General features: G+C 37.4%; 24 protein-coding genes, 1 tRNA gene and 1 other annotated feature. Of the genes, 23 read left to right on the plus strand and 2 right to left on the minus strand.

The genetic code is table 11. The annotated features are described in order from the left end of the window. The first annotated feature begins 71 nt into the window (after positions 1–71). From rpsU to AC1VS3_RS01450, 11 genes are all read left to right on the plus strand, one after another. Positions 72–251: a 30S ribosomal protein S21 gene (gene rpsU / locus AC1VS3_RS01400; protein ID WP_008688385.1), complete on the plus strand. Its 180-nt coding sequence runs from the start codon at positions 72–74 to the stop codon at positions 249–251. Positions 252–510: 259 nt separating this feature from the next. Beyond that, positions 511–1,404 carry an ABC transporter ATP-binding protein gene (locus AC1VS3_RS01405; protein ID WP_008688387.1) on the plus strand — a complete coding sequence of 298 codons (894 nt, stop codon included), beginning with the start codon at positions 511–513 and terminating at the stop codon, positions 1,402–1,404. Continuing rightward, positions 1,394–2,194 carry an ABC transporter permease subunit gene (locus AC1VS3_RS01410; RefSeq protein WP_008688389.1) on the plus strand — a complete coding sequence of 267 codons (801 nt, stop codon included), beginning with the start codon at positions 1,394–1,396 and terminating at the stop codon, positions 2,192–2,194. The genes AC1VS3_RS01405 and AC1VS3_RS01410 overlap by 11 nt, the downstream gene beginning before the upstream one ends. A gap of 169 nt (positions 2,195–2,363) precedes the next feature. Further along, complete coding sequence (locus AC1VS3_RS01415; protein WP_008688391.1) at positions 2,364–2,909, plus strand: NADH peroxidase; 546 nt, start codon at positions 2,364–2,366, stop codon at positions 2,907–2,909. A 417-nt stretch (positions 2,910–3,326) separates the two neighbouring features. After that, positions 3,327–3,537: a binding site (T-box leader), on the plus strand. Between the two features lie 45 nt (positions 3,538–3,582). Beyond that, the gene (locus AC1VS3_RS01420; protein WP_008688392.1) at positions 3,583–5,109 is read left to right on the plus strand and encodes an ABC transporter substrate-binding protein/permease; all 1,527 of its coding nucleotides are present in this window, start codon (positions 3,583–3,585) and stop codon (positions 5,107–5,109) included. Then, complete coding sequence (locus AC1VS3_RS01425; RefSeq protein WP_008688395.1) at positions 5,102–5,839, plus strand: amino acid ABC transporter ATP-binding protein; 738 nt, start codon at positions 5,102–5,104, stop codon at positions 5,837–5,839. The genes AC1VS3_RS01420 and AC1VS3_RS01425 overlap by 8 nt, the downstream gene beginning before the upstream one ends. Positions 5,840–6,055: 216 nt before the next feature. Then, positions 6,056–6,256 (plus strand): YabP/YqfC family sporulation protein, encoded by a 201-nt coding sequence (locus AC1VS3_RS01430; RefSeq protein WP_008688397.1) that lies wholly within the window; start codon positions 6,056–6,058, stop codon positions 6,254–6,256. Continuing rightward, entirely contained in the window at positions 6,246–7,172 is a 927-nt protein-coding gene (locus AC1VS3_RS01435) for a sporulation protein YqfD (RefSeq protein WP_008688398.1), read from the plus strand. Before AC1VS3_RS01430 ends, AC1VS3_RS01435 begins: the two co-directional genes overlap by 11 nt. Before the next feature lie 16 nt (positions 7,173–7,188). After that, positions 7,189–8,175 (plus strand): PhoH family protein, encoded by a 987-nt coding sequence (locus AC1VS3_RS01440; protein ID WP_008688399.1) that lies wholly within the window; start codon positions 7,189–7,191, stop codon positions 8,173–8,175. Beyond that, positions 8,153–8,833 carry a response regulator transcription factor gene (locus tag AC1VS3_RS01445; protein ID WP_008688400.1) on the plus strand — a complete coding sequence of 227 codons (681 nt, stop codon included), beginning with the start codon at positions 8,153–8,155 and terminating at the stop codon, positions 8,831–8,833. The genes AC1VS3_RS01440 and AC1VS3_RS01445 overlap by 23 nt, the downstream gene beginning before the upstream one ends. Next, on the plus strand, positions 8,820–10,034 hold the full coding sequence (locus AC1VS3_RS01450; protein WP_481275483.1) for a sensor histidine kinase: 1,215 nt from the start codon (positions 8,820–8,822) through the stop codon (positions 10,032–10,034). The genes AC1VS3_RS01445 and AC1VS3_RS01450 overlap by 14 nt, the downstream gene beginning before the upstream one ends. A 452-nt stretch (positions 10,035–10,486) precedes the next feature. Here AC1VS3_RS01450 and AC1VS3_RS01455 read toward each other — a convergent pair. Next, positions 10,487–10,561: transfer RNA gene (locus tag AC1VS3_RS01455), tRNA-Glu, on the minus strand. Between the two features lie 278 nt (positions 10,562–10,839). Here AC1VS3_RS01455 and AC1VS3_RS01460 point away from each other — a divergent pair. From AC1VS3_RS01460 to phoU, 5 genes are all read left to right on the plus strand, one after another. Beyond that, a complete protein-coding gene (locus AC1VS3_RS01460) occupies positions 10,840–11,766 on the plus strand; it encodes a substrate-binding domain-containing protein (RefSeq protein ID WP_008688402.1) in 927 nt (308 codons plus the stop codon). 72 nt (positions 11,767–11,838) lie between these two features. Continuing rightward, positions 11,839–12,780, plus strand: coding sequence for a phosphate ABC transporter permease subunit PstC (gene pstC, locus AC1VS3_RS01465; RefSeq protein ID WP_008688403.1), 942 nt, complete (start codon positions 11,839–11,841; stop codon positions 12,778–12,780). Continuing rightward, positions 12,777–14,021, plus strand: a complete 1,245-nt coding sequence (pstA, locus tag AC1VS3_RS01470) for a phosphate ABC transporter permease PstA (protein ID WP_008688404.1) — start codon at positions 12,777–12,779, stop codon at positions 14,019–14,021. The genes pstC and pstA overlap by 4 nt, the downstream gene beginning before the upstream one ends. A 76-nt stretch (positions 14,022–14,097) precedes the next feature. Further along, the gene (gene pstB / locus AC1VS3_RS01475; RefSeq protein ID WP_008688406.1) at positions 14,098–14,856 is read left to right on the plus strand and encodes a phosphate ABC transporter ATP-binding protein PstB; all 759 of its coding nucleotides are present in this window, start codon (positions 14,098–14,100) and stop codon (positions 14,854–14,856) included. 11 nt (positions 14,857–14,867) lie between these two features. Then, entirely contained in the window at positions 14,868–15,506 is a 639-nt protein-coding gene (phoU, locus tag AC1VS3_RS01480; RefSeq protein ID WP_008688407.1) for a phosphate signaling complex protein PhoU, read from the plus strand. 113 nt (positions 15,507–15,619) lie between these two features. Here the strand turns inward: phoU and AC1VS3_RS01485 are convergent, their stop codons facing one another. Next, on the minus strand, positions 15,620–17,305 hold the full coding sequence (locus tag AC1VS3_RS01485) for a Na/Pi cotransporter family protein (protein WP_008688408.1): 1,686 nt from the start codon (positions 17,303–17,305) through the stop codon (positions 15,620–15,622). A 239-nt stretch (positions 17,306–17,544) separates the two neighbouring features. Between AC1VS3_RS01485 and ybeY the strand changes: the two genes are divergently transcribed. The 7 genes from ybeY to dnaG all read left to right on the plus strand — a co-directional run bounded on the left by ybeY (position 17,545) and on the right by dnaG (position 23,883). Beyond that, a complete protein-coding gene (gene ybeY / locus AC1VS3_RS01490; RefSeq protein ID WP_008978401.1) occupies positions 17,545–18,033 on the plus strand; it encodes an rRNA maturation RNase YbeY in 489 nt (162 codons plus the stop codon). Next, positions 18,002–18,370: a diacylglycerol kinase gene (locus tag AC1VS3_RS01495; RefSeq protein WP_008688410.1), complete on the plus strand. Its 369-nt coding sequence runs from the start codon at positions 18,002–18,004 to the stop codon at positions 18,368–18,370. Before ybeY ends, AC1VS3_RS01495 begins: the two co-directional genes overlap by 32 nt. Beyond that, the gene (cdd, locus tag AC1VS3_RS01500) at positions 18,357–18,758 is read left to right on the plus strand and encodes a cytidine deaminase (RefSeq protein WP_008688411.1); all 402 of its coding nucleotides are present in this window, start codon (positions 18,357–18,359) and stop codon (positions 18,756–18,758) included. Before AC1VS3_RS01495 ends, cdd begins: the two co-directional genes overlap by 14 nt. After that, a complete protein-coding gene (gene era, locus AC1VS3_RS01505) occupies positions 18,755–19,660 on the plus strand; it encodes a GTPase Era (protein ID WP_008688412.1) in 906 nt (301 codons plus the stop codon). Before cdd ends, era begins: the two co-directional genes overlap by 4 nt. Beyond that, positions 19,650–20,381 carry a DNA repair protein RecO gene (gene recO, locus AC1VS3_RS01510; RefSeq protein WP_008688413.1) on the plus strand — a complete coding sequence of 244 codons (732 nt, stop codon included), beginning with the start codon at positions 19,650–19,652 and terminating at the stop codon, positions 20,379–20,381. Before era ends, recO begins: the two co-directional genes overlap by 11 nt. A 328-nt stretch (positions 20,382–20,709) precedes the next feature. Then, positions 20,710–22,092: a glycine--tRNA ligase gene (locus AC1VS3_RS01515; protein ID WP_008688414.1), complete on the plus strand. Its 1,383-nt coding sequence runs from the start codon at positions 20,710–20,712 to the stop codon at positions 22,090–22,092. A 21-nt stretch (positions 22,093–22,113) separates the two neighbouring features. Beyond that, a complete protein-coding gene (gene dnaG, locus AC1VS3_RS01520) occupies positions 22,114–23,883 on the plus strand; it encodes a DNA primase (RefSeq protein ID WP_008688416.1) in 1,770 nt (589 codons plus the stop codon).

Consider the following 23,883-nt stretch of genomic DNA (forward strand, 5'->3'; position numbering starts at 1 on the left):
TATATTTCTGTTGCATTTTCATATGTTTTTCAGTATAATAAATATGCTTGCATCAGAAGGGAGGGTAAATCATGCCGAAAGTAGTAGTCAAAGAAAACGAAGTTCTTGATGATGCTTTACGTAGATTCAAACGTCAAGTGTCAAGAAATGGAACCCTTGCTGAAGCTCGCAAAAGAGAGTTTTACGTAAAACCTGGCGTTCGTCGTAAGTTAAAGTCAGAAGCTGCACGTAAAGCACGTCGTGGAAAATAGGAAGAGATCGAGGATCTCTTTTTTTTATGTTTCATTTACAAAAAACAATCCATTACATTCGAAATAGACAAGTGTCATTTCCTGAACAGTTAGATTCATAGCAGAAATTAATTTTATAAGAAGGTGAAGTATTGTTCATGCAATGAACCTATCTAAAATGCAGAGAAAATGTGAAAATCATTGTAGCTTATAAAGAATCTGCTATAATGTCAGTAATGGTAAAACAGATGACATAAACTGTTTGGTGAGGAGGAAATTGATGAAGGCGATAGAAATTTCGCATATGACCTGTGACTATGGGCATGGTAAGGGAATATTTGATATTAGCTTTACTATCGATGAGGGAGAAGTATTTGGCTTTTTAGGGCCTAATGGTGCTGGTAAAACAACAACGATTCGTCATTTACTGGGATTTATTTTTGCCAAAGAAGGAAATTGTTCTATCTTAGGAATGGATTGTGGTAAGCAAGCAGCTACCATACAAAAAGAGCTTGGCTACATTCCTGGTGAAATAAACTTATGGGAAGAAATGAGCGGCATGCAATTTTTAAAATTTATGGCAAAGTTTCGCGGTATGAAAGATATGGGACGCTGTGAAGAATTAATGGAACGTTTTGAACTTGATCCAAGTGGGCGAATTAAGAAAATGAGTAAAGGAATGAAACAGAAAGTTGGCATTGTCGCTGCTTTTATGCATGATCCCCAAATTTTGATACTGGATGAGCCCAGCAGTGGTTTAGATCCATTAATGCAAAATGTTTTTGTGGATCTAATTCAGGAAGAAAAGATGAAAGGCAAAAGCATCTTAATGTCTTCACATATGTTTGAAGAAGTTGAACGAACATGTGATCGTATCGGCATTATCAAAGATGGCCATATCGTCTGTGTGGAAGATGCACAAACCTTGCGGCAATCTAAAAAACGCCGTTATCAGATCCGTTTTGCGAATATAAATGAAGTTGTCCGCTTTCAACAGGAGGGGTTTTATATTACAGCAATGCATAAGCATATGGTAGAAGTTGAAATTCATAAAAATCTAGCTAAGCTCATTCAAACGCTGTCTCACTATGAAGTCGAAGATATTGATGTTACTCATCAAAGCTTGGAAGAAATCTTTATGCAATATTATGGAGGTGAGCATCATGGTGAATAAAGCGTTATATGTGACTGAAATGAAGAATAGCTGGAAATTATTATTGATTTTCTGCTTGATCCTTACGATGTATACGACTATCATGTTAACGATGTTTGATCCTTCTTTAGGAAGTGCATTGGATGAATTTGCCAAAATGATGCCGGAAATCATGTCAATGGTGGGCATGAATGGTTCCACCGCTACGTTGGTGCATTTTTTATCAACCTATCTATACGGAATGTTAATGATCGTATTTCCTTTCTTGTTCACGGTTTTGTTATCTTTAAAATACATTGCCAAGAAAGTTGATAATGGATCTATGGCATATCTTTTATCCTCGGGAAGTACACGTGGCTGTGTGTGGCGGACAGAATGTTTTGTTTTGCTTACCAATCTGCTCTTGCTGATTGCGTATTGTACGCTACTAGGTTTAGTGTGTAGCTCATTTATGTTTCCTCAGGATTTAGATGTGGCAGCCTATCTGCGGTTGAATTTCGGTGTGTTGTGTTTGCATATGGCACTGGCAGGAATTAGTTTCTTGTTTTCCTGTATCTGCAATGAATATCGGCAGGCAGCAACCTTTGGCGCAGGATTTGGAATATACTTTATACTCGTTCAAATGTTGGCAAACATGAAGGGGAATTTAGAAAATATGAAATATGCAACGCTTATGACGTTGTTTGATCGAGATGCTTTAATTGTCAATGCAGCTAAAGGCTGGTATATGAGTGGTATTTTGTTACTCATTGCTATTGGTTGTTTTAGTGCTGCAAATGTGTTGTTTCAACGTAAAAATATGTCATTATGAGGAAAGCGATGGTATGTAGATGCCATCGTTTTTTTAAGCAAGGAAGATGATTATCCAGATATACACTATAGGATAAACTTGGGATAGAAAAAGGGCAAATGCATTCACATTTTGCTTAGGATGTTGTAAAATATAATCGATTAACATACTATAAGGAGGAAATATTACAATGGCTAAATTTGTATGTAGTGTATGTGGGTATGTACATGAAGGTGATACAGCACCTGAATTCTGTCCAATCTGTAAAGCACCTGCTGAAAAATTCACGAAACAAGAAGGTGAAATGAGTTGGGCTGCTGAGCATGTCCTTGGCGTTGCACAGGGTGCCAGTGAAGATATCATGAACGATTTACGCATGAACTTTGAAGGGGAATGCAGTGAAGTTGGTATGTATTTAGCAATGGCACGTGTTGCGCATCGTGAAGGGTATCCAGAAATCGGCATGTATTATGAAAAAGCGGCTTTTGAAGAAGCAGAACATGCAGCGAAGTTTGCTGAATTATTGGGTGAGGTTTTAAGTGATTCTACAGAAAAGAATTTACGTATGCGTGTAGATGCAGAAAATGGCGCAACAGCAGGTAAATTTGATTTGGCAAAAAGAGCAAAAGCTGCTAATTTAGATGCGATTCATGATACGGTTCATGAAATGGCACGTGATGAAGCACGTCATGGCAAAGCATTTAAAGGCTTATTAGACCGTTATTTTGGTAAATAATCAGTGAAACATCATGTGTGCTAGCATGATGTTTTTTTCGTGTTCTTGGCATGGATCATAACTAGGTGGTAAAAGAGTACGGTGGAGGCGTTCATCACAGTCGTCAATCACTAGCCAGAACCAAGGGTGTTCATCGTGAGGTGAAGGAAGGTCGAGGCAAATCTCTGTATCTAGGAATAAGAACCAAAGCAAATCGATTTCAGTTCAAGCATATTTTGTATTGTTTTGAACCGTTGTATACGGTTCCATACGTACAGTGGTGTGAGAGGACGGAAATTAATTATTCTCTCTTCCTCGATTATTATCTTGTTACTGGCATAAAAACAAATGGGCATGATTTTTTAAGAATCGTTATAGAAACTTTCTATTATGTATTGACAAATAAAAATGAATCCAGTATGATAAAGCCACTTATAAAAAATCGCATGATCAGAAGAGTACATTATCATATACCAACAGCGAGTTGAAACAGAGTGGAAGTTCAACGGTAACGTGATAATGGAAACGCATCTGGGAGTGTTTCTTTGAACTTAGTAGGAGAAACCGCTGACCAGCGTTACAGGTTGAGGGATTCCTATAGATTATAGGAATAACTAGAGTGGTACCGCGATAAAACGTCGTCTCTGGAATAGAGACGGCGTTTTTATTTTATGAGTGAGAAAGGAAGATGATGATGAAGAAATTCACAAAAATAAGTACCTTATTTATCCTACTTAGCGTGCTTTGTGGAAGCTTTTTAATACAGATACAGGCAAAAGAAAGCACCAAGGCGAATGGTGAAGGGGAACTGTTAGACAAAATCATGGAACGTGGAGAACTGATTGTTGGAACCTCACCAGACTTTCCACCGAATGAATTTATCGATACGACGAAAACAGGACAAGATCAATACGTCGGTAGTGATATGGACTTTGCCAGATATATTGCTGATGAGATGGGGGTCAAACTGACCATTAAGGCAATGGATTTTGATGCTGTATTGGCAAGTCTTGGAAATGGTCAGATTGATATGGCAATCACCGGCATTACCAAAACGCCTGAGCGAATGGATGCGATGGAAATGAGTGAATCTTACTATGATGAAAATGGGGAATCCAGCTGGCAGGGATTGCTAATTAAGGCAGATAAAAAAGATGTGTATACAAAACTACGCGATTTTAAAGGAAAAAAGGTTGCAGTACAGGCAGGTTCTTTACAAGATTATTATGTAAAGACACAACTGAAAGAGGCCAACATTCAATATATCACCGGATTAAATGATGGTATAAACCTATTAAAAAATGGCAGTGTAGATGCCGTTGCCTGCGCTTATGGTACCGGACAGGATTTTGCAAAACAGAATGAAGGTATCCACATGAGCAAACAGTTGCTCTTTAAACTAAATCCTGATTATATGGGAACACGAGTCGGTATTCCTAAAGGTGAAATTGCACTATTAAATAAAACGAATGAAATCATTCAGCAGGTACGAGATAAGGGGTTATATGAAGAATGGTATCAGGCTGCTGTAAATTACGATAAACAAAAAATTGAAGGAAACTTTCTCCAACGAACATGGAAAATTGCTGTACGTTATTGGCCAATGTTTTTAGAAGGTTTGGGTATGACACTTGGATTAGCCTTTGTGACCGTGTTAGGTGGTACATTGATTGGAACGGCTTTCGCTCTCATCAAATTGAGCAAGAATCGTTTTATACAATTATTATCAAGTGCATATGTAGAAGCAATACGTGGTACACCTCTGTTGTTGCAATTATGGTTGTTTGTAAGTATTTTTGCGGCTATCAACAGTGATATTCCGATGCTGGTCAGTGTGATTGTTGCTTTAATCATTAATAGTAGTGCTTATGTTGCTGAAATTATTCGCGGTGGTATTCTGTCTGTCGATAAAGGACAGTGGGAAGCTGCCAAAAGTCTTGGAATGAGTAATCAGCATATGATGGTTAAAATCATATTCCCACAAGCTATTAAGAGCATTCTTCCTTCTTTAGGAAATGAATTTATTATGATGGTAAAGGAAACATCATTGGCTTCCTCTTTCTATATCGGTGAATTAATGAGTGTTAACAATATCGTAAAGACAGCGACCTATTTCTCATTAGAACCATTGACGATTGCGGCCATCATTTATCTGATTGTTACCTACAGTTTAAGTAAACTTGTAAAATATATGGAAAGGAGGATGCGTGTCAGTGACTAAAGAAGCTTTAATTCGTGTAGAGAATCTAACCAAACGTTTTGGTGAGTTGGAAGTATTAAAAGGAATCACCGAAGAAATTCATGAAGGGGAAGTTGTGTCTATCATCGGACCTAGTGGTGGAGGAAAAAGTACTTTCTTACGCTGTTTGAATTTGCTAGAAGTGCCTACTTCAGGCAAAGTTATTTTTGAAGGTGTTAATATAGCGGATAAAAGCGTAGATTTAGATTTACACCGCAGAAAAATCGGAATGGTCTTTCAACATTTCAATGTGTTTCCGCATCTCAGTGTGCTTGATAATATTACCATCACTCCTTGTCTAGAATTGAAAATGTCTAAGGAAGAAGCAGAAAAGCGGGGATGTGAATTGTTAAGTAAAGTTGGACTCTTAGACAAGAAGGATGAATTTCCAAGAAAGTTGTCAGGTGGACAGAAACAGCGTTTAGCAATTGTACGTGCGATGGCAATGCAACCGGATGTGATTTTATTTGATGAGCCAACTAGTGCACTTGATCCAGAAATGGTCAAAGATGTGTTAGAGGTCATAAAGGAACTAGCAGATACGGGAATGACAATTGTCATAGTAACGCATGAGATGGGCTTTGCAAAACAAATCAGTGATCGTGTCTTCTTTATGGATGGCGGCATAATTGCAGAACAAGGAACACCAGAAGAAGTCTTCTTACATCCTCAAAATGCTAGGACAAAAGAATTCTTAAGCAAAGTTTTATAAAAATAGCACATGCCTATATAAAAGGTATGTGCTATTTTTTACAAACAAACTGAAAAACTTTCTGTTTTTTTGGTAGTAAGCTCATCGTATCAAAAAATTAACAAAATTATAACAAATCCTCTCTTTATTCTTCTTTATAATAAAGATGTGAAGGAGGCGGAAGAGAAACAGTCATAAATAGAAAAGCAAAAACGTATCTTGTATAGAGGTGACGACATGCTTTCCATTGATAAAAACCAGATGACAATTGAACATTATCAAGAGGTACTTTTGGTCAGTGAAACTCTCATAAAGATTCGAATGCCGCAGATGGAAATTTCAATCAGAGGAGATAAGTTGCATATGCTGGCATTGGAAAAGGAGGAACTGCTCCTGGAAGGTTGCTTCCTGGAACTGACATTCCAATATGAAAGCTAGAAAAAAACTTGGTCTTGATAAATGGAAAGTACAGATGGATGCAAGTGCTTTTTTGCATATTTGTAAACAAGGAAATCTTGAACTATATGACATTACGATACATCAAAGAGAAATTCAATTCTACACATCTGTTTTACAGCGGCATACGATTTATCGCTTATTGCCGAAGGCTGTTCTTTTGACAACGACTGGGATGTTAGGGTATTTGTTACGCAGTATGGTAAAACCAGCACGTCTTTTGAGTGTGGTAGCAGCCATTCTTATTTGGTATGGGCTCAGTTCTACTATCTTTGAGGTAACAATCAAGGGAGAAAAAGACGAGAGTCGCATATTGATTCAAAAAACATTAAAACAGATGGGATATACGACACCATTTCATCATCAAGATGAAAATAAATTAAAGGAAGCTTTAAAAAAGAAACTAGAGAATGAAATTGCTTGGTTGGAAATAGAAAAGCGAGGCAGCCGTTATATCATCACGTATACACCTAAAGAATTCGCCACTTTGGAAACGTTGCATCATCGTGAACTCATTGCCAAACAAGATGGCGTCATTGCTCGTTTTGATATACAGCATGGAAATAAAGTGCATAAAGTAAATGAATTTGTGCATAAAGGCGATGTTCTTGTCAGCAATGTCATCGCTGATAGTAAAAGTAAAAATCAAGAAGTTTATGTAAAAGGGCGGGTCTTCGCATACACATGGCGAGATGTGACAGTAAGCATGGATGATACCAAAATGCCGAAGGCTTTTCAATATTTTGAACTGTTAATGGCTGCCAGAGCACAGGTCAGTCAAGATTTTCATAAAGATGATAAGATTCATAAGGAAAATATTTTGCAATTCTCCAAGGATATGGGTAAAATAAAGATGGTGATTCATTATACTTTACTACAAGATATCACAACACCATAAAAATAAAGGAGTCTGTATGAGTCAAAATTATGCTATTGCTTTAGAAGAATATCCCATGGAATGGATCGTGAAATTATGCGGTGCCCAGGATCAAAACTTGGAAATCTTACGCAAAGCCTTTGCTTGTGAAATGATTATGCGTAATAATCAGCTAAGTGTCTTATGCGATGATAAAACAACGTTTGCGACAATTGAGGAAATCATTAAGGCCATTTTTCAAATGATGGAACAGCATTTAGATGTACAACCTAGAGATATTGAATATGTATGCCGTTTGGCGAAATTGCATCGTTTGCATGAACTTTCTTTGACCTATCAAAAACCGATTGGTAAAACAGTGAATGGAAAATTGATTTATCCAAAAACGATTGGTCAACGTTATTTATTTCAATGCATGTGTAAATCAGAAATAGTTTTTGCCAGTGGTGTGGCCGGTACGGGTAAAACCTATTTAGCTGTTGTATATGCAGCTAGTCTGTTAAAAAAGGGTGAGATACGAAAGATTATTTTAACGCGTCCAGCAGTTGAAGCTGGTGAGAATCTGGGGTTTTTACCAGGAGATTTAAAGGAAAAGGTTGATCCTTATTTGCGCCCGTTATATGATGCATTATATGATACCTTAGGACAGGAACAAGTAGAAAAATTGTTAGAAAAAGAAGTGATTGAAATCGCGCCATTAGCATATATGCGTGGTCGTACATTGGATAATGCTTTTATTATTTTAGATGAAGCACAAAATACGACGAGAGCGCAGATGAAGATGTTTCTTACCCGTATGGGGTTTCATTCTCGTATCGTCATTACAGGGGATGTTACTCAGATTGATTTGATTAAGAAAAAGGACAGTGGTTTATTAAATGCAAAACAGCTGTTGGAAGGAATTGAAGGAATCTCCTTTGTGGAACTGACAAGTCTTGATGTTGTCCGTAATCCACTGGTTCAAAAGATTATTGAACGCTATGAACAGGAGGAAGAAAGGTATGGCAAAAGTCTTACTGATTGAAGATGAAGAAAATATTCGTAAGATCATTTCTTATGATCTGCGCAAAGCTGGACACACGATCGTAGAAAGTGGGGATGGACAAGAAGCATTGGATATTGCTTTAAAGCAACCTTTTGATGTGTTAATCATTGATTGGATGTTACCCCATGTCAGCGGTATCGAAATCGTTCAGAAATTACGTACACAGCATGTAGACAGCGTGATGATCATGCTGACAGCTAGAGATGATGAAACCGATATACTTTATGCATTTGATCAAGGTGTGGATGATTATGTCACAAAGCCATTTTCGCCACGAGAATTATTAGCAAGAGTAAATGCTCATATGAAACGTCAGAGCAAACGAATGGAAAAAGACTTGGAAATTGGAGAGTTACGTATCAATTTAAAGCGACGTGAAGCTTTATTGAAAGATGAGCTTTTAACGTTGACGAAAAAAGAGTTTGACTTGCTTGAGTACTTTGTATCTAATAAAAACATCGTCTTATCAAGAGATGCCATTTTAAATGATATCTGGGGGTTTGATTATGATGGGGATACGCGCATCGTTGATGTACATGTCTTTAAATTGCGCACAAAATTACAAGGTTCTAATGTTCATATCAAATCCAGTCGAGGTGTAGGCTATTTACTGGAGGAATTGCATGAAACTGCCTAAATATGCATGGTTTATTCTTTTGACTTGCAGCTATGCTTTGCTAGCGTATGAGACACAATGGAATGTATATGTGATTTTGTTATTATTGGCCATCTCATTATATATTGTAGAAGTGGTTTATGAACAGCAGTATGAATCTAAAAAAAGCAAAGAAAATAAGGAATTACAAGAGGAAATACGTTCTACGGCTAAAGATGCACATTTGAAAAATAAACAGTTATTAACAATTGTCTCAAGTATTCCTTTTCCCATGTTGCTGATTGATCAATTTGGTAACATTGTCATGCATAACAATATAGCATCGTTATGCATGGGTCATTTAGAGCCTTTAACTTATTTAGATAATCCCTTTGTTCATGGAGTACGTGAATTTATTAAAGATGCTTTTATCTTGGAACGTGATATGGATAAGATCATAAATATCAATGGAGTAGAATTTCAAGCTATCAGCATACCGGTATTGGCGAAAAGTAAATATAGCGGTTGTTTGGTACTGTTTCAAGATATATCGAAGACATTGGAAGGGGAAAAGATGCAGAAACGTTTTATTGCTGATGCTTCTCATGAATTAAAAACGCCTATTTCTGTATTAAAAGGAATGGTAGAAATCTTAAACCGTGATGATTTTGATGATCCCATCACGGAAAAAGAGTTTTTATCACAGATGGCAAAGGAAGTACAACGTTTAGATGTTTTAGTCAAAGATTTGCTACAGTTATCACGGTTATCATTGTCTAATGTTATTTTAGAGCGTGAAAAATGTGATGTTTGTGCTTTATTTGATAAGGCATGCGATTCTTTATGGAAAAATGCGCAAAAAAAGCAACTGAACATTCAAAAGGACTATCAGACATTAGAATATGCCTTTTGTGATCCTAAAAGAATGCTTCAGGTAATCTTAAATTTGCTAAGCAATGCGATTAAATATAGTGATTCCGGTACCATTACCTTACGTACCCGTATGGAAACTACGTATTACATCCTTGAAGTAGAGGATGAAGGATGCGGCATACAAAAGAAGGATATGGAAAAAATCTTTGATCGTTTTTACCGTGTAGATGATGCACGCAGTCGTCAAAGTGGTGGTAGCGGTTTAGGATTGCCGATCGTCAGATCCATCATTGAGGCACATGGCGGTAACATAGAAGTGGAAAGCACCTATGGCAAAGGAACCTTATTTCGGATAAAGTTAAAAAATTAAAAGACACGCTTACATTATGAAATGACCATCAAGTTTATAAAATAAATGAACCGGTTTCTTTCCTAGTGATCATACATAAGCGTGTCTTTTTGTTATTTTTATAGTTGTAATATATAGCTCCGTAAGCAGTTATGAGAAAAGTATATTGAATGTGAAGAAAAAATGGTAGGATTATCATAAAAGCAGATGGCAGAAGACCTATGAAAAGAAATAATGTCGCAACAAAGACTATTTTGACAAAATCCAATTTACCAGATAGGGATTATGTGATTAAACCATGTATCGACAATTCTGATGCATGTTAAATCTGTTATCACAATTATTGTTTTATGATGTGTTCGTAAAATAATAAAGGCTAACATGAATAGATGATTTTGTATAAAGCGAAATCAAAATGATTCATACTTAAACGCGCATAAAAAAAGCTCGATGACTCGGGCTTATTTTTATCATGGTATCGCGTACGGGATTTGAACCCGTGGTACAGCCTTGAGAGGGCTGTGGCTTAACCGCTTGCCGAACGCGACATGTTTTTACTGCTGTCATATTATAGCATTATCACATAAACTTGGCAAGGAAATTTTGGAAAATTCTATATAGCTGGTAAGAAAAACAGGAAAGGTAATAAGCAATGTATTAGTGATTACCCGAATGATTTCTTTTTTTATAAAGAGTGTAATTATCACAATTATTTAACAAATGCTTAACACGACATTGATGGTCTATTTATATTTATGGTTTAAGATAAGAGCGTATTCAAGGAGGAATATGTTGCCGTTAAAAAAACGGTTAGATGGAGGTTAAGATGAAAAAAATATTTGTAAGTTTAGTTGTGTTAGGATTATTAGCAGGTTGTGGAAATGCAACAGGTGATGATGCAGGAAAAGTCACAGGTGCTATCAAGGTGTATACAAGAGATGCATCAAGTGGAACTCGAGAAGCTTTTGAGAAAGGAATAGACTTTGAAGGAAAGCTGACAAAGCAGGCAAATGAGGTTTCCAGTAACGATGATATGGCGGCGAAAGTGGGTGCTGATAAAAACGGTATCGGTTATACATCACTATCTACAGACTTTGCCAAGAACAATGTCAAAGCTTTGCAATTTGAGGGTGTGACAGCAAGCAGCGAAACTGTATTGGATGGTTCTTATCAACTGCAGCGACCATTCAACTTTGTGACAAGAGCCAAAAATGATTTTGGCAGTGCAGATAAAGAACAGTTGGTACTGGCATTCTTGGATTATCTTCAAAATTCCAGCGAAGGTATGGCAGTTGTCGCGAAAAACGGCGGTGAAGTTGATATGAGCAAAGCAAAATCTTGGGATGAACTAGCGAAAAAATATCCAGTTGTAACAAAAGATAATTCAAAAATTACCATTACGACATGTGGTTCCACTTCTGTGGAAAAGACATTAAAAGCTGCACTAGAACAATTTTCACCAATGGCAGGTAATTTCCAATTTGTTATGAATCATTCGGGTAGTGGAGATGCTACAAAACGTGTATTAGGTGCAGAAAAAGATGGAGCAAATCGTGGCGATATCGGTTTTGCATCACGTGCCTTTAAGGAAGAAGATGGTGATATATCGAAAGCTATGAAGAGTGGACAATACTGTATTGATGCTGTTGTGGCTGTTGTAAATAAAGAGAATAACGACTTTGCCAATTTGACACAGGCACAGCTAAAAGCAATCTTTACTGGTGAAACTACGAATTGGGAAGATGTAAAATAATTCGTGTTTGAAAAGGACAGCTCAAAGGGAAATGAAGAGCTGTTCTTTCCTATGATAAGAGGAAGGGTAAAAATGAAGAGTTATGTAAAACAGTATATTAATACAATAGAGAATCAAAAGAAATTAAGAAAAGATCAAAGGATGAAAAAACTCTTTTTGATGATGGCACTTTTAGCATCCAGCGCGATTGCAGTGATCATCGTATTTATCAGTATCAAAGGCATAGCACCTTTTCTTCCCAATTATACGTATGGCAGTGTTGATTTTCTTCCGTTTATAACTGGTATGACATGGCGCCAAGATCAGGGGATTTACGGTGTTGGATTTATTATCGTTAATACGCTCATTTCTGCTTTTGGGGCTATGCTGCTATCCTTTCCGATATCCGTGCTCACTGCTCTTTATATCGCAAAAATAGCGCCAAAGCGTATTGCCGTACTTTTGAGTTCTGTTATCGAATTACTAGCATCTATACCTTCTGTCGTATATGGCGTATTTGCTTCTGGTACGATCACTTTGCTTGTTAGTTCCTTAGCTGCTAATTTCGGTTTTGTTACAGCAGGGGGAAGTTCTTTATTGGCTGTTATTCTATTATTGGCAATTATGATTTTCCCTACAATTACAGCCTTAAGTATTACGGCTATTCGCTCTGTCGATAAGGAAATAGAGCTTGGTTCATTGGCCTTAGGAGCTACAGCAACACAAACGCATTTTAAGGTTGTTTTGACAGCAGCGAAATCAGGTATTTTCGCAGGCGCCATTTTAGGTATTGGCAGAGCCTTTGGCGAAGCTACAGCTGTTGCAATGGTCGCAGGGAATAAGATGTTCGGCCCAACCTTTCATTTGTTTGATACTACCCGTACTTTAACAACGACCATGTTGGCCGGTTTGAAAGAAACGACCGGTTTAGATTATGATATACGTTTTTCTGCTGGATTGGTACTGATGGCGGTTATACTACTGTCAAATTTAATATTGAATCTAGTGAAGAAGAAAGTAGGGAAATTAAAATGAATGAAACTATGCGCAATCAAAAAAATAAACGTCGTTTTACGGATGGTATATTGAACATGCTTACATATGCATCCAGTGCAATATGTGTATTGTTATTGTTGAGTATCTTCATATTCATCTTTAGTAAAGGTAGTGGTATGCTTGGAATGAAATTATTAACAGGCGATTATTGGGCAAAAAACTACATGACGAGTATCCAGGAGAAAAACAATCATCCCAGTACGTATAAATCACCTGAAGATGCCTCGGATGATATGTATTGGAGTGAACGTTGGGGTGTTGGATTCGTTGATGCTAGAAATGAAAATAATGAGGCTATCGTTCTTGTAGAAGCAATAGATGATGCTTCCCCATTTGCTCATCTTAAGGATGAAAGTCGTCAAAATAAGCCTTCCATAAGTGCTGAAAGTGGCTATTTATTAGAAAACTTATCCTATCAAACAACACAGGGAACTACACGCTTAGCTGGCAATATCGTTTCACAAGATGCGAAAACAGTAGCAAGATTGCTAGATCAAGATGCCGTTTCAATTAATAAAATCTATTTCAAAACACCTGGTGGAGGTATTCGTGGCTCATTACTTACAACATTGTATCTCATTATAATCAGCTTATTGATTGCGTTACCTTTAGGAATCGGCGCAGCCATATATTTGCATGAATATGCGGCTAAGAATAAAATCACTTCAGGGATTCGCAGTGCTATTGAGATGTTGACAGGAGTCCCGAGCATCATCTTTGGTTTAATGGGCGTCGCTGTATTATTCCCATTAACAAAATTAGCAGGAGCTGATACAACGAATGTTTTATTAGGTTCTTTGACAATGGCCATTATTTTATTACCAATCATCATTCGCTCTTGCGAAGAAGCATTAGCAATCGTTCCGCAAACACTGCGTGATGCTTCTTTATCATTAGGAGCTAACCAAAGTCAGACAATTTTTAAAATTGTGTTGCCATGTGCCGTTCCCGGCATCTTGAGTGGTGTTTTATTGAGTATTGGTCGTGTTATCGGAGAAAGTGCCGCATTAATATATACGATGGGAACCTATGTTAACGATAGTCCAACGCTGCTCTCCCAAGGTACTTCACTTGCGGTACATATTTATAACATCATGAGTAGTGAGCAACCCAATTTTGAATTAGCTTGTGCGATTTCAATTGTGATCTTGGTGTTTGTATTCATGTTAAATCTCTTGGTGAAATTGATGAGCCGGCGTTTCAATAAAGCCTGGTATTGAAAAAGAAGCAATGGAAAACCCTGAAGATGGTAAATCGTTTTATGTGTACAGAATATGGAAAGATAGGAGAAAAGACATGGATGAACAGATATTTCAAGTAGAGAAATTGAACTTATATTACGGAAAAAAACAAGCATTGATAAATGTGGATCTTACGATAAGAAAAAATCATATCACTGCATTGATTGGCCCCAGTGGCTGTGGCAAATCAACCTTTTTGCGCTGCTTAAATCGCATGAATGATGTAATTGAAGGCTGTCGCATTGAAGGGAGTATTGCATTAGATGGTGTTGATATTTATGATGCTTCAATGAATGTTGTAGACTTACGTACAAAAGTTGGCATGGTCTTTCAAAAACCAAATCCTTTTCCTATGTCCATTTATGACAACATTGCTTACGGTCCGCGTTGTCAGGGCATAAAAAAAAGAAAAATTTTGGATAATATTGTTGCACAATCGTTAAAAAAAGCCGCCTTATGGGACGAAGTTAAAGATCGTTTACAGGATAGTGCTTTGGGAATGTCCGGAGGTCAGCAGCAGCGTCTATGTATTGCGCGTGCAATCGCTATGGAACCGGAAGTTATTTTAATGGATGAACCGACCAGTGCTTTAGATCCGATTGCGACAAGCAAGATTGAAGATTTAATGGAAGAATTGAAAAAAGACTATACGATTGTCATTGTAACACATTCTATGCAACAAGCATCACGTATCAGTGATGAAACGGCATTTTTCCTTTTGGGTGAAGTTGTTGAATGTAATCAAACAAGCAAACTTTTTCAGCAGCCGGATGATAAACGTACAGAAGATTATATCACCGGACGATTTGGATAGGAGGTCAGATTATGGTTAAAATTGAAAAAGAGCTAGAAGTTAATGAAGATAGTGTTAAAAGGATGGCAGAAAGTGTTGTACAAATGCATGAAAAAGTTGTTTGTGTTTTGGAAAAACCAAGCCGTGAAATTGCTCTGGATATAGTGCAGGGAGATGATTTTATTAATCATTTAGAAGAAGAAATCAATGATCAATCCGTGCGCTCTTTAGCTTTATTATCACCGGTTGCCAGTGACTTGCGCAAAGTGGTGGCAGATATAAAAATAGCCAGTGAATTAGAGAGAATTGCAGATTATGCTAAAAATATTGCGGCTTTTTTAATTAAATCTGAAGTATTAGAAGAAAACGTGATGGCATATGCGGCGGCAATGGAAAAACGCTTTATTGAAATGTTGAAAGAAACTTTAAAGGCATATGAACAACGTGATGTAAAAGCAGCTTTTCAACTTCCTAAAAAAGATGAAGGCATTAACCAACTGTATGAGGAACTGAAACAGAATTTGTTGCAACATCCGAATGAAACGCTGGTAGTAGAACTATTTGAAATAAGTGCCATGCTTAGAAATATCGAACGTGCTGGAGATCATACAAAAAATATTTGTGAACATATCATTTATATGGTAAAAGGGCAGCATTATGATTTCGGATAAGGATGATAGAAGTAATATCAGAAAAAGGCTTACAGCATTGGTAAGGTTCTGAAAAAATGTTGTAAAAAAAAGACCGTTTCTTGACTGAAGCGGTCTTCATCATGATAAAACAATTAAATGGCTTGTTCGGCTAATGTTTTGTGCATTGGGATAGGTTCATTATCTTCTTTTGCAATGTTCCATATATGGTCACCAATACGCTCTAGGGTACCAAGGATATCAACATAAATACTTGCCGCAACACCGGATCCACAGACTTCACCAGCCATACGCTTGAAGTGACGCTGGCGAGCTTTTTCTTCAACAAGATCCAAATAATTTTCTTTATCATCCAACATTTTCAAATAAGACTCATCACGACTTGTGAAATAAGCCAAGGCCATCTCATTCATCTCTAAAACAGTTGCATACATTTCGTTCACATCACGAATTGCCTCATCGGTAAAGTTTCCTTTATCCTCATAGGTTAATTCAAAGAATTCATTTAAATTCATTGTCAAATCACCGACACGTTCTATATTTTTAATGACTTGCAGATTGGAAATAAATTCATCCGTGTCATGCTCACTCAAACTATTATGAGCAATATTTACCAGATAATCTGTAATCTTGGCATCCAGAGAATTGATGGCATCTTCATATTGTCGAGAGGCATTGCAATACTTGCCGGATTGTTTATTAAAATAATCTTGACTTGCGCGAATGCAATCAGCTGCTAGTTCACCCATTTTCACGGTAACCTGTTTACTAACACCTAAAGCTCCAGCTGGCAAGGATGCGGCCAGTTTGGGATCAAGTACATCCAAATTGAGTTCGATTTTTTCTTCTTCTCCTGGAATCACTTTCTTTATGATGTTGACCATGATATTGATGCAAGGGTAGGCGAGAATGGAAATTACTAAGGTACGCAAAATGTGAGCCATCGCTATTTGCATCATTGGGGAAATATGATATGTGGTACTCAAATTCGTGATCAGATCTACATAAGGATGTAATAAGAACATAAATAAGATAGAACCAACTACATTAAACAAAACATTAACAGCAGCGCTTCGTTTGGCAGAAATACTGCCGCCGATTGAAGCAAACACAGCCGTGATGGTCGTACCGATGTTACTACCAAAAACAAAAGGTAAAGCCGCCGTCAATGTCAAGGCACCAGAATCATAAATCTTTTGAATGATGCCGACAACGGCACTACTGGATTGGACAACAGCAGTCATTCCAATACCACACAAGAATCCTAAAATTGGTTGATCCTGCATGGTGGTAGCTAGATTTGCAAAGAAATCCAACTCACCCAATTTGCTCAATTCATCACCCATTAGACGAAGGCCAAAAAACAATAACCCAAACCCTAAGACAATCTGTCCCATATAGGTTTGTTTTTTACGTTTTGCAAACAATGTGATTAAGACACCGAGGAAGACAAAATATAATGCCAGTGTTTCAACTTTTAAACCAATCAGAAATGCCGTGATGGTCGTACCAATATTCGCCCCGATGATGATTCCAACCGATTGCTCCAAGCTCATTAAGCCTGCCCGGACAAAACCGATTGCGATAGCGCTAGTTGCTGAACTTGACTGAATAAATACAGTGATGATAGTACCGACCAAGATCCCTTTCCATGGCTTGTTTGTGTACTTATCGATATAATCTCTTAATTTTTCTCCTGCGATACTCTTTAGCCCGTCACCCATAAATTGGATTCCAAAAAGGAATAATGCCAATCCTCCGATAATGAAGTCCCAGCTGATGCTGGACAGGGTCAGGGTCTGTGCTGCGGTATGTATCATAAGAAAACCTCCCAAAACCTTTCTGAAACACTCTTATTTTAACAGAATTTTTACCTGATGTATACAGAACTTTTACATAAATGGTATCACAATACTTACATATGGATACCGCAAATGAAAAAGAAATGTTTAATTTAATATTAGTGATATCCATCTTTATCCTTAAAACATTCGATTGCTATGAAAGAATGCAAAAACTTATAGGAAGAGCATCATAAACCATGTTATAATAAAACAGTATGAAAGAGAGTGTGTTTCTTATGAATGTTATCATCAACAATCAAAGCAGCGAGAAACGCTGGAATCGTTATAAAAAAGATTTTGTAGCAATCGCCGAACGGACGAAAATGATATTATCTTTATCACAAGATTACAACGCTTCTATCATTTTTGTGGACCCCGCAATGATTCATGAAATCAATCGTGAGTATCGCCATATAGACCGTCCTACGGATGTTATCAGCTTTGCGCTAAAAGATGAAGAAGATACTTATGAAATGATGGAAGGCCTGGATGAATTAGGAGATATTTTCATAAATGTTCAAGCAGTGGTAGATCAGGCAGCGGAATATGGTCATTCGTTGCGCAGAGAGGTGTGTTTTTTGTTTACCCATGGTCTGCTTCATCTGTTAGGCTATGATCATATGGAAAAAGATGATGAGAAAATAATGTTTGCGTTACAGGATGTGATATTAGATGCAATCGTTCCTAAAAAAGTTCATAAATAAATTCCGCTATGCGTTTGCGGGATTGTTTGATGGTATTCGGCATGATCACAGCATTGCTTTACAATGTCTGATAGGCTTATTTGTTTTTATTGCCTGTATCTTTTTGCACTTAACAGTATGGGAATGGCTTGTGATCATTCTTATGATCGCACTGGTGATTGCCTTTGAATTTATCAATAGTGCAGTAGAAACCATTACTGACAAAATCTCACCGGAATATTCATTGGAAGCCAAAAAAATCAAAGACTATGCAGCTGCCGCTGTATTGGTAATATCCATAGCAGCAGCTATTTCAGGTATCATTATTATAGGAGGTAAAATTTATGGAATGTTATGATGATATTTTAACGCAAGCATTCGCGGCGATGAAAAATGCCTATGCGCCATATTCAAAATATCATGTAGGAGCTTGTGTAAAGACAAAAGATGGTACATATATTCAAGGGGCCAATATTGAAAATGCATCCTATGGCTTAAGCAATTGTGCTGAACGTAGTGCAATATTTGCAGCTTATTCTCAAGGCTATCGCAAGCAGGATATTGTTTCTTTAGCAATTGTCAGCGATGGTAAACGGATCGGCACGCCTTGTGGAGCTTGTCGTCAGGTACTTGTGGAGCTATTAGAAAAGGATACACCGATTGTTTTAAGCAATGGAAAAGATACATTGGTGACAACGATTGCGGAATTATTGCCAATGAGTTTTGACAGTGAGGATCTATCATGAATTATAAATCAGGATTTATCGCTATTATCGGACGTCCGAATGCTGGTAAAAGCACACTGCTTAATGCACTATTAAATGAGAAGATTGCCATTACCACCCCGAAACCGCAAACAACCAGAAACAATATTAGTGGAATACTGACCAGAGAGGATGCGCAATTTATCTTTACGGATACGCCGGGAATCCATAAGCCTAAACATGAGCTAGGGAAAACATTAAATCGTAATGCTTATACAGCAATTGCAGAAGCTGATGTTAATTTCTGGGTCGTGGATGCTACACAAAGCTTTGGCAGTGGGGATGAATTTTTATTAGAAAAAATTAAACAATCGCATATCCCATGTTTTTTGATCTTAAATAAAATTGATCTTTTAGACAAAGAAAAACTAATTCGTACTCTGCAACAATGGCAAGAACGTCACACGTTTGCAGAAATTTTTCCCGTCAGCGCTTTGCAAAAGGATAATCTGAATGACTTACTGGAAGTCACGAAGGGATATTTAGAAGAAGGACCGAAATTTTTCCCAGATGAAATGGTGAGTGATCACGGCGAACAATTTCAGATAGCTGAAATCATTCGTGAGAAGGTTTTGTATAAAACTAATGAAGAAGTCCCTCATTCCGTAGCAGTCGTTATTGAAAGAAAAGAAGAAACAGCTACCGCTGTTTTCTTACAGGCTCTTATTGTCGTGGAACGCACATCGCAAAAAGCTATTTTGATAGGAAAACAGGCGGCGATGATTCGCAGCATTCGCTTAGCTGCGCAAAAAGAATTGAAAGAGAAATTTCATAAAAAAGTAGAACTTGAATTATATGTGCGTGTAGAAAAGAATTGGCGCAATCGCAGTAACAAATTGCAGCAATTCGGCTATTTAGAATTAGAGGATACGCATGAAGGATGAGTTAGAAGGCATCATCATTCGTTATCAGGAATATCGTGAACACGATGCTATCTTACATGTGCTTTGTCGAAAACGCGGCATTGTGCATGTGAATGCCAGGGGAATTCAAAAGGTGAAAAGCAAAAACGCTCCGGCATGCCAATTGTTCACCCATGTACGTATGCAGTTGCCTTTACAAGAAACACGCAGTATTTACACATTACGTAGTGCCGAAATTATCGAAGGCTATCGCCATATCCGAGAAGATCTATTAAAGCAAAGCATTGCCGCGTATGTTTGTGAATGTATAGATGCCAGTAAATTTGAGGAAGATGTATTTGAGGTCGTGCAAACGGTTTTGGATATCTTACAAGAAACAACGCATCCAATACGGATTTTATGTTTATTTCAAGCAATCATGAATCGTATGCATGGTATTGAACCTTACGTGGATGGTTGTGTGCGCTGTGGCAATCAAAAGGCAATTTATGCAATCTCCATAAGGGATGGTGGTTTCATATGTCATTCCTGCTACCGTATGGAACAGGATGCTATGCGTTCTAAAGAAGATTTGAAAGTATTTCGTTTGTTATGTAAGGCGCATATGGAACATTATGATATTTTGAAAAGCTATCAAGCTTTTACCTATCAAAATTTTGAAGATTTGTATGCATTTTTTTATGAATACGCCGGAATATCTTTGAAAAGTGTAAAATTTTTAAAAACGATCATAGCAATGTAAGAATAGCTATTGTAATATTATTAGAATTAGGGATCAAGTTAATTTGATCCTTCATTTTTTTTGTGAAAAAGTAATAGTGAATGCTTGATGAAATGTGAAATAGGGCTTTTTTTATCTTAAGTAAACAAATGTTTTCTAGGTGGAAAAAGAATTGGTGACAAAAGGAAAGCAGAACTCAAACAAAATGCGCAAACATCATGGAAAATCACACGATTCGCATTGACATTTTCCTTTAAAAAGTGTTATATTATAGTGTATTCTTGTAACTATTTTTAATTGTTCGCTAAGCATCATCAGCTGATGTGTTTTTTTTGAAAGGGGCGTATCTATGAACAGCGAAAAATTATTTGACACCGTCGTGGCCCACGCGAAAAACAGTGGTTTTGTTTATCAGGGTAGTGAAATCTATGGTGGTTTGGCTAATACCTGGGATTTTGGGCCGTTAGGTGTGGAATTGAAAGAAAATATAAAAAAAGCCTGGTGGCGCCGTTTTATTCAGGAATCACCATATAATGTCGGTATCCAATCCGCTATCTTGATGAATCCTAGTGTGTGGGTTGCCAGTGGACATGTTGGTGGATTTAGCGATCCTTTGATGGATTGCAAGGAATGTAAATCACGTTTCCGTGCTGACCAGCTGATTGAAGAAGCAACAAATGGTGAAGTCAGTGTCGAAGGATGGAGCAATGAAGCGATGATGGAGTATATCAATGAACATCATATAGCTTGTCCGAAATGTGGTAAGCACAACTTTACTGATATTCGTCAGTTCAACTTGATGTTTAAGACTTTTCAAGGTATTTTGGAAGATAGTAAAAATACCATCTATTTACGTCCGGAAACAGCGCAGGGAATGTTTGTCAATTTTAAAAATGTTCAGCGTTCTATGCGTAAAAAACTGCCGTTTGGTATTGGTCAGATCGGTAAGAGCTTCCGTAATGAGATAACGCCAGGTAACTTTATCTTCCGCACCCGTGAATTTGAACAAATGGAGTTGGAATTCTTCTGTCAGCCGGGAACAGATTTAGAATGGTATGAATATTATAAAAACTACTGTATGAAATTTTTGACAGATTTAGGGGTAGATCCTGAGCATTTGCGTTTCCGTGATCATACACCGGAAGAACTTGCTTTCTATAGCAAGGGTACTTGTGATATTGAATATAACTTTCACTCTCAAATTGGTTGGGGTGAGTTATGGGGAATCGCAGACCGTACAGATTATGATTTAAAACAGCATCAAGAAGCAAGTAAAAAATCATTAGAATATTTAGATCCTACAACGAATGAAAAATATTTGCCATATTGTGTGGAACCAGCCGTTGGTGTGGAACGTTTGATGTTAGCCTTTTTATGCGATGCTTATGATGAAGAAGAATTAGAAAATGATACGCGTATCGTTATGCATTTGCATCCTTTCCTTGCGCCGATTAAGGCATGTATTACACCATTGTCAAAGAAATTAAGCGAAAAAGGTATGGAAGTATTCCAGATGTTGGCGCCTGTTGCAAATTGTGATTATGATGATGCAGGAAGTATCGGAAAACGCTATCGTCGTAATGATGCAATCGGTACACCATTCTGTATCACAGTGGATTTTGAAACAGAACAAGATAACTGTGTAACCGTACGTGAACGTGATACGATGAAACAAGAACGTGTAAATCTGAATGATTTAGTATCATATATTGAAGAACGTATCAAACTATAAGCGAAAAGTGTGGTGTAGCGCATGGCTCGATTAAGTGAGCAGGAAATTAATCAGATTCGCGCCAAAGCTGACATTGTTGATGTCGTAGGACGCTATGTTCCTTTAACACGAAAAGGGCGTAATTATGTTGCTCAGTGCCCTTTTCATGATGATCATGACCCATCCATGTCAGTAAATGCGGATAAACAGATTTTTAAATGCTTTGTATGTGGGACAGGCGGCAATGTCTTTGGTTTTGTCCAAAAGTATGAAAAAATTTCTTTTATTGAGGCAGTCTATAAAGTGGCAGAGTATGCCGGAGTACCCATTGAGCATTCTTTGGCTCTTCCTGTCAAAAAAATCGACCCTCATTTAGCTGCCTTATATAAGGCAAATCAAGAAACAATTGAATATACGCACTATCAATTAGATACTTTAGATGCTCGTCATGTAAAAGAATACTTATATAAACGTAATCTTACTGACGCGATTATCAAAACCTTTGCAATTGGGTATAATCCTGAAGAAGATGCATTATATCGTTTCCTTCATGCAAAAAAAATACCGGATAGTGACATTTTAGCTGCCGGTCTTGCCCGTATGAGTTCTATGGGGATGAAAGATGTGTTTGCGAATCGTATCATGATCCCAATTCATGATGCAGATGGTCATCCTGTTGGATTTACAGCCCGCCGCATAAAAGAAAGTGACGAGGCGAAATACATAAATACAACAGAAACTGATGTTTATAAAAAAGGGGATTTAATCTTTAACTATCATCGGGCGAAACCAGAAGCAAGAAAAGCCAAAAAGGTCTTCTTGGTTGAAGGTGCAATGGATGTTTTAGCATTTGAAAAGGTTGGATTGCATAATGCGCTTGCTACTTTAGGAACAGCCATCACCAAAACACAATTGCAATTATTAAAGATGCTTCATGTTCCTATCGTTGTTTGTTATGATGGGGATATGGCAGGAAAAAATGCAACTTATAAGTTTGGGAAGATGGCCGTTCAGGAACAAATTGCATTTGAAATCGTCGATAATCGGTATGGATTGGATCCGGATGAGATCATTGATGCTTATGGTAAAGATGAACTGATCGCTCTCTCTTCACGTACCTTATCTTGGATAGACTTTCTGTTTGAATACCTATTAACAAGATATAATTTAGATAATTATTCACAGAAAAAAGAATTTGCTATGGAAATGGCTGATGCCATAAAGCATCTGCAGGATGACTTTGAAAAAGAAAGCTATTATATCCGACTTCGTGAACTGACTGATTTTGATATGCAGGAAAAAAATACTGCTATAAATGAACGACAGATTCAGAAAAAAGAAACATTTGGAAAACGAAGTTTTTTGACTTTTCCCAAAAGTGGACGAAGTCATGCCGAATACGAAATACTCTCGCAGATGTTAAGTGGTATTTCTGCCAGCAACTACTATAAAGAAGAATTAGGTTTTTTGAAGGATGATACTTGTAATAAGCTTGCAATCTATATCATCGATTATTATCGCACGCATACGCTCATGGAAATCGCTGATTTGTTAGATACCATCAAAGAAGAAACGGTCAAGACGTTAGCACTTGATATAGCAGATTGGGAGCTAGCAAGAGAAGAGGTAGATATGGAAGTATTGAAAGAAGCGGTAGAAAAGGTTAAGGACTGTTTCCTTGATGATAAGATTCAAATGCTGAATGAAAAAATCAAAACAGTGAATGATCCTATGGAAAAAGCCAAGCTAGCAGGTGAGAAAAACCAACTTATCAAAGAACGCGGAGAACGGCTCTGCCAAGGAAGGAAGTAG

Source organism: Longicatena sp. (assembly GCF_982403165.1).

Bases quoted from the DNA above. Each gene is read 5' to 3' on its own strand.
- rpsU (WP_008688385.1), top strand. From the start codon at position 72: ATGCCGAAAGTAGTAGTCAAAGAAAACGAAGTTCTTGATGATGCTTTA.
- AC1VS3_RS01405 (WP_008688387.1), top strand. From the start codon at position 511: ATGAAGGCGATAGAAATTTCGCATATGACCTGTGACTATGGGCATGGT.
- AC1VS3_RS01410 (WP_008688389.1), top strand. From the start codon at position 1,394: ATGGTGAATAAAGCGTTATATGTGACTGAAATGAAGAATAGCTGGAAA.
- AC1VS3_RS01415 (WP_008688391.1), top strand. From the start codon at position 2,364: ATGGCTAAATTTGTATGTAGTGTATGTGGGTATGTACATGAAGGTGAT.
- AC1VS3_RS01420 (WP_008688392.1), top strand. From the start codon at position 3,583: ATGAAGAAATTCACAAAAATAAGTACCTTATTTATCCTACTTAGCGTG.
- AC1VS3_RS01430 (WP_008688397.1), top strand. From the start codon at position 6,056: ATGCTTTCCATTGATAAAAACCAGATGACAATTGAACATTATCAAGAG.
- AC1VS3_RS01435 (WP_008688398.1), top strand. From the start codon at position 6,246: ATGAAAGCTAGAAAAAAACTTGGTCTTGATAAATGGAAAGTACAGATG.
- AC1VS3_RS01440 (WP_008688399.1), top strand. From the start codon at position 7,189: ATGAGTCAAAATTATGCTATTGCTTTAGAAGAATATCCCATGGAATGG.
- AC1VS3_RS01445 (WP_008688400.1), top strand. From the start codon at position 8,153: ATGGCAAAAGTCTTACTGATTGAAGATGAAGAAAATATTCGTAAGATC.
- AC1VS3_RS01450 (WP_481275483.1), top strand. From the start codon at position 8,820: ATGAAACTGCCTAAATATGCATGGTTTATTCTTTTGACTTGCAGCTAT.
- AC1VS3_RS01460 (WP_008688402.1), top strand. From the start codon at position 10,840: ATGAAAAAAATATTTGTAAGTTTAGTTGTGTTAGGATTATTAGCAGGT.
- pstC (WP_008688403.1), top strand. From the start codon at position 11,839: ATGAAGAGTTATGTAAAACAGTATATTAATACAATAGAGAATCAAAAG.
- pstA (WP_008688404.1), top strand. From the start codon at position 12,777: ATGAATGAAACTATGCGCAATCAAAAAAATAAACGTCGTTTTACGGAT.
- pstB (WP_008688406.1), top strand. From the start codon at position 14,098: ATGGATGAACAGATATTTCAAGTAGAGAAATTGAACTTATATTACGGA.
- phoU (WP_008688407.1), top strand. From the start codon at position 14,868: ATGGTTAAAATTGAAAAAGAGCTAGAAGTTAATGAAGATAGTGTTAAA.
- AC1VS3_RS01485 (WP_008688408.1), bottom strand. From the start codon at position 17,305: ATGATACATACCGCAGCACAGACCCTGACCCTGTCCAGCATCAGCTGG.
- ybeY (WP_008978401.1), top strand. From the start codon at position 17,545: ATGAAAGAGAGTGTGTTTCTTATGAATGTTATCATCAACAATCAAAGC.
- AC1VS3_RS01495 (WP_008688410.1), top strand. From the start codon at position 18,002: ATGCAATCGTTCCTAAAAAAGTTCATAAATAAATTCCGCTATGCGTTT.
- cdd (WP_008688411.1), top strand. From the start codon at position 18,357: ATGGAATGTTATGATGATATTTTAACGCAAGCATTCGCGGCGATGAAA.
- era (WP_008688412.1), top strand. From the start codon at position 18,755: ATGAATTATAAATCAGGATTTATCGCTATTATCGGACGTCCGAATGCT.
- recO (WP_008688413.1), top strand. From the start codon at position 19,650: ATGAAGGATGAGTTAGAAGGCATCATCATTCGTTATCAGGAATATCGT.
- AC1VS3_RS01515 (WP_008688414.1), top strand. From the start codon at position 20,710: ATGAACAGCGAAAAATTATTTGACACCGTCGTGGCCCACGCGAAAAAC.
- dnaG (WP_008688416.1), top strand. From the start codon at position 22,114: ATGGCTCGATTAAGTGAGCAGGAAATTAATCAGATTCGCGCCAAAGCT.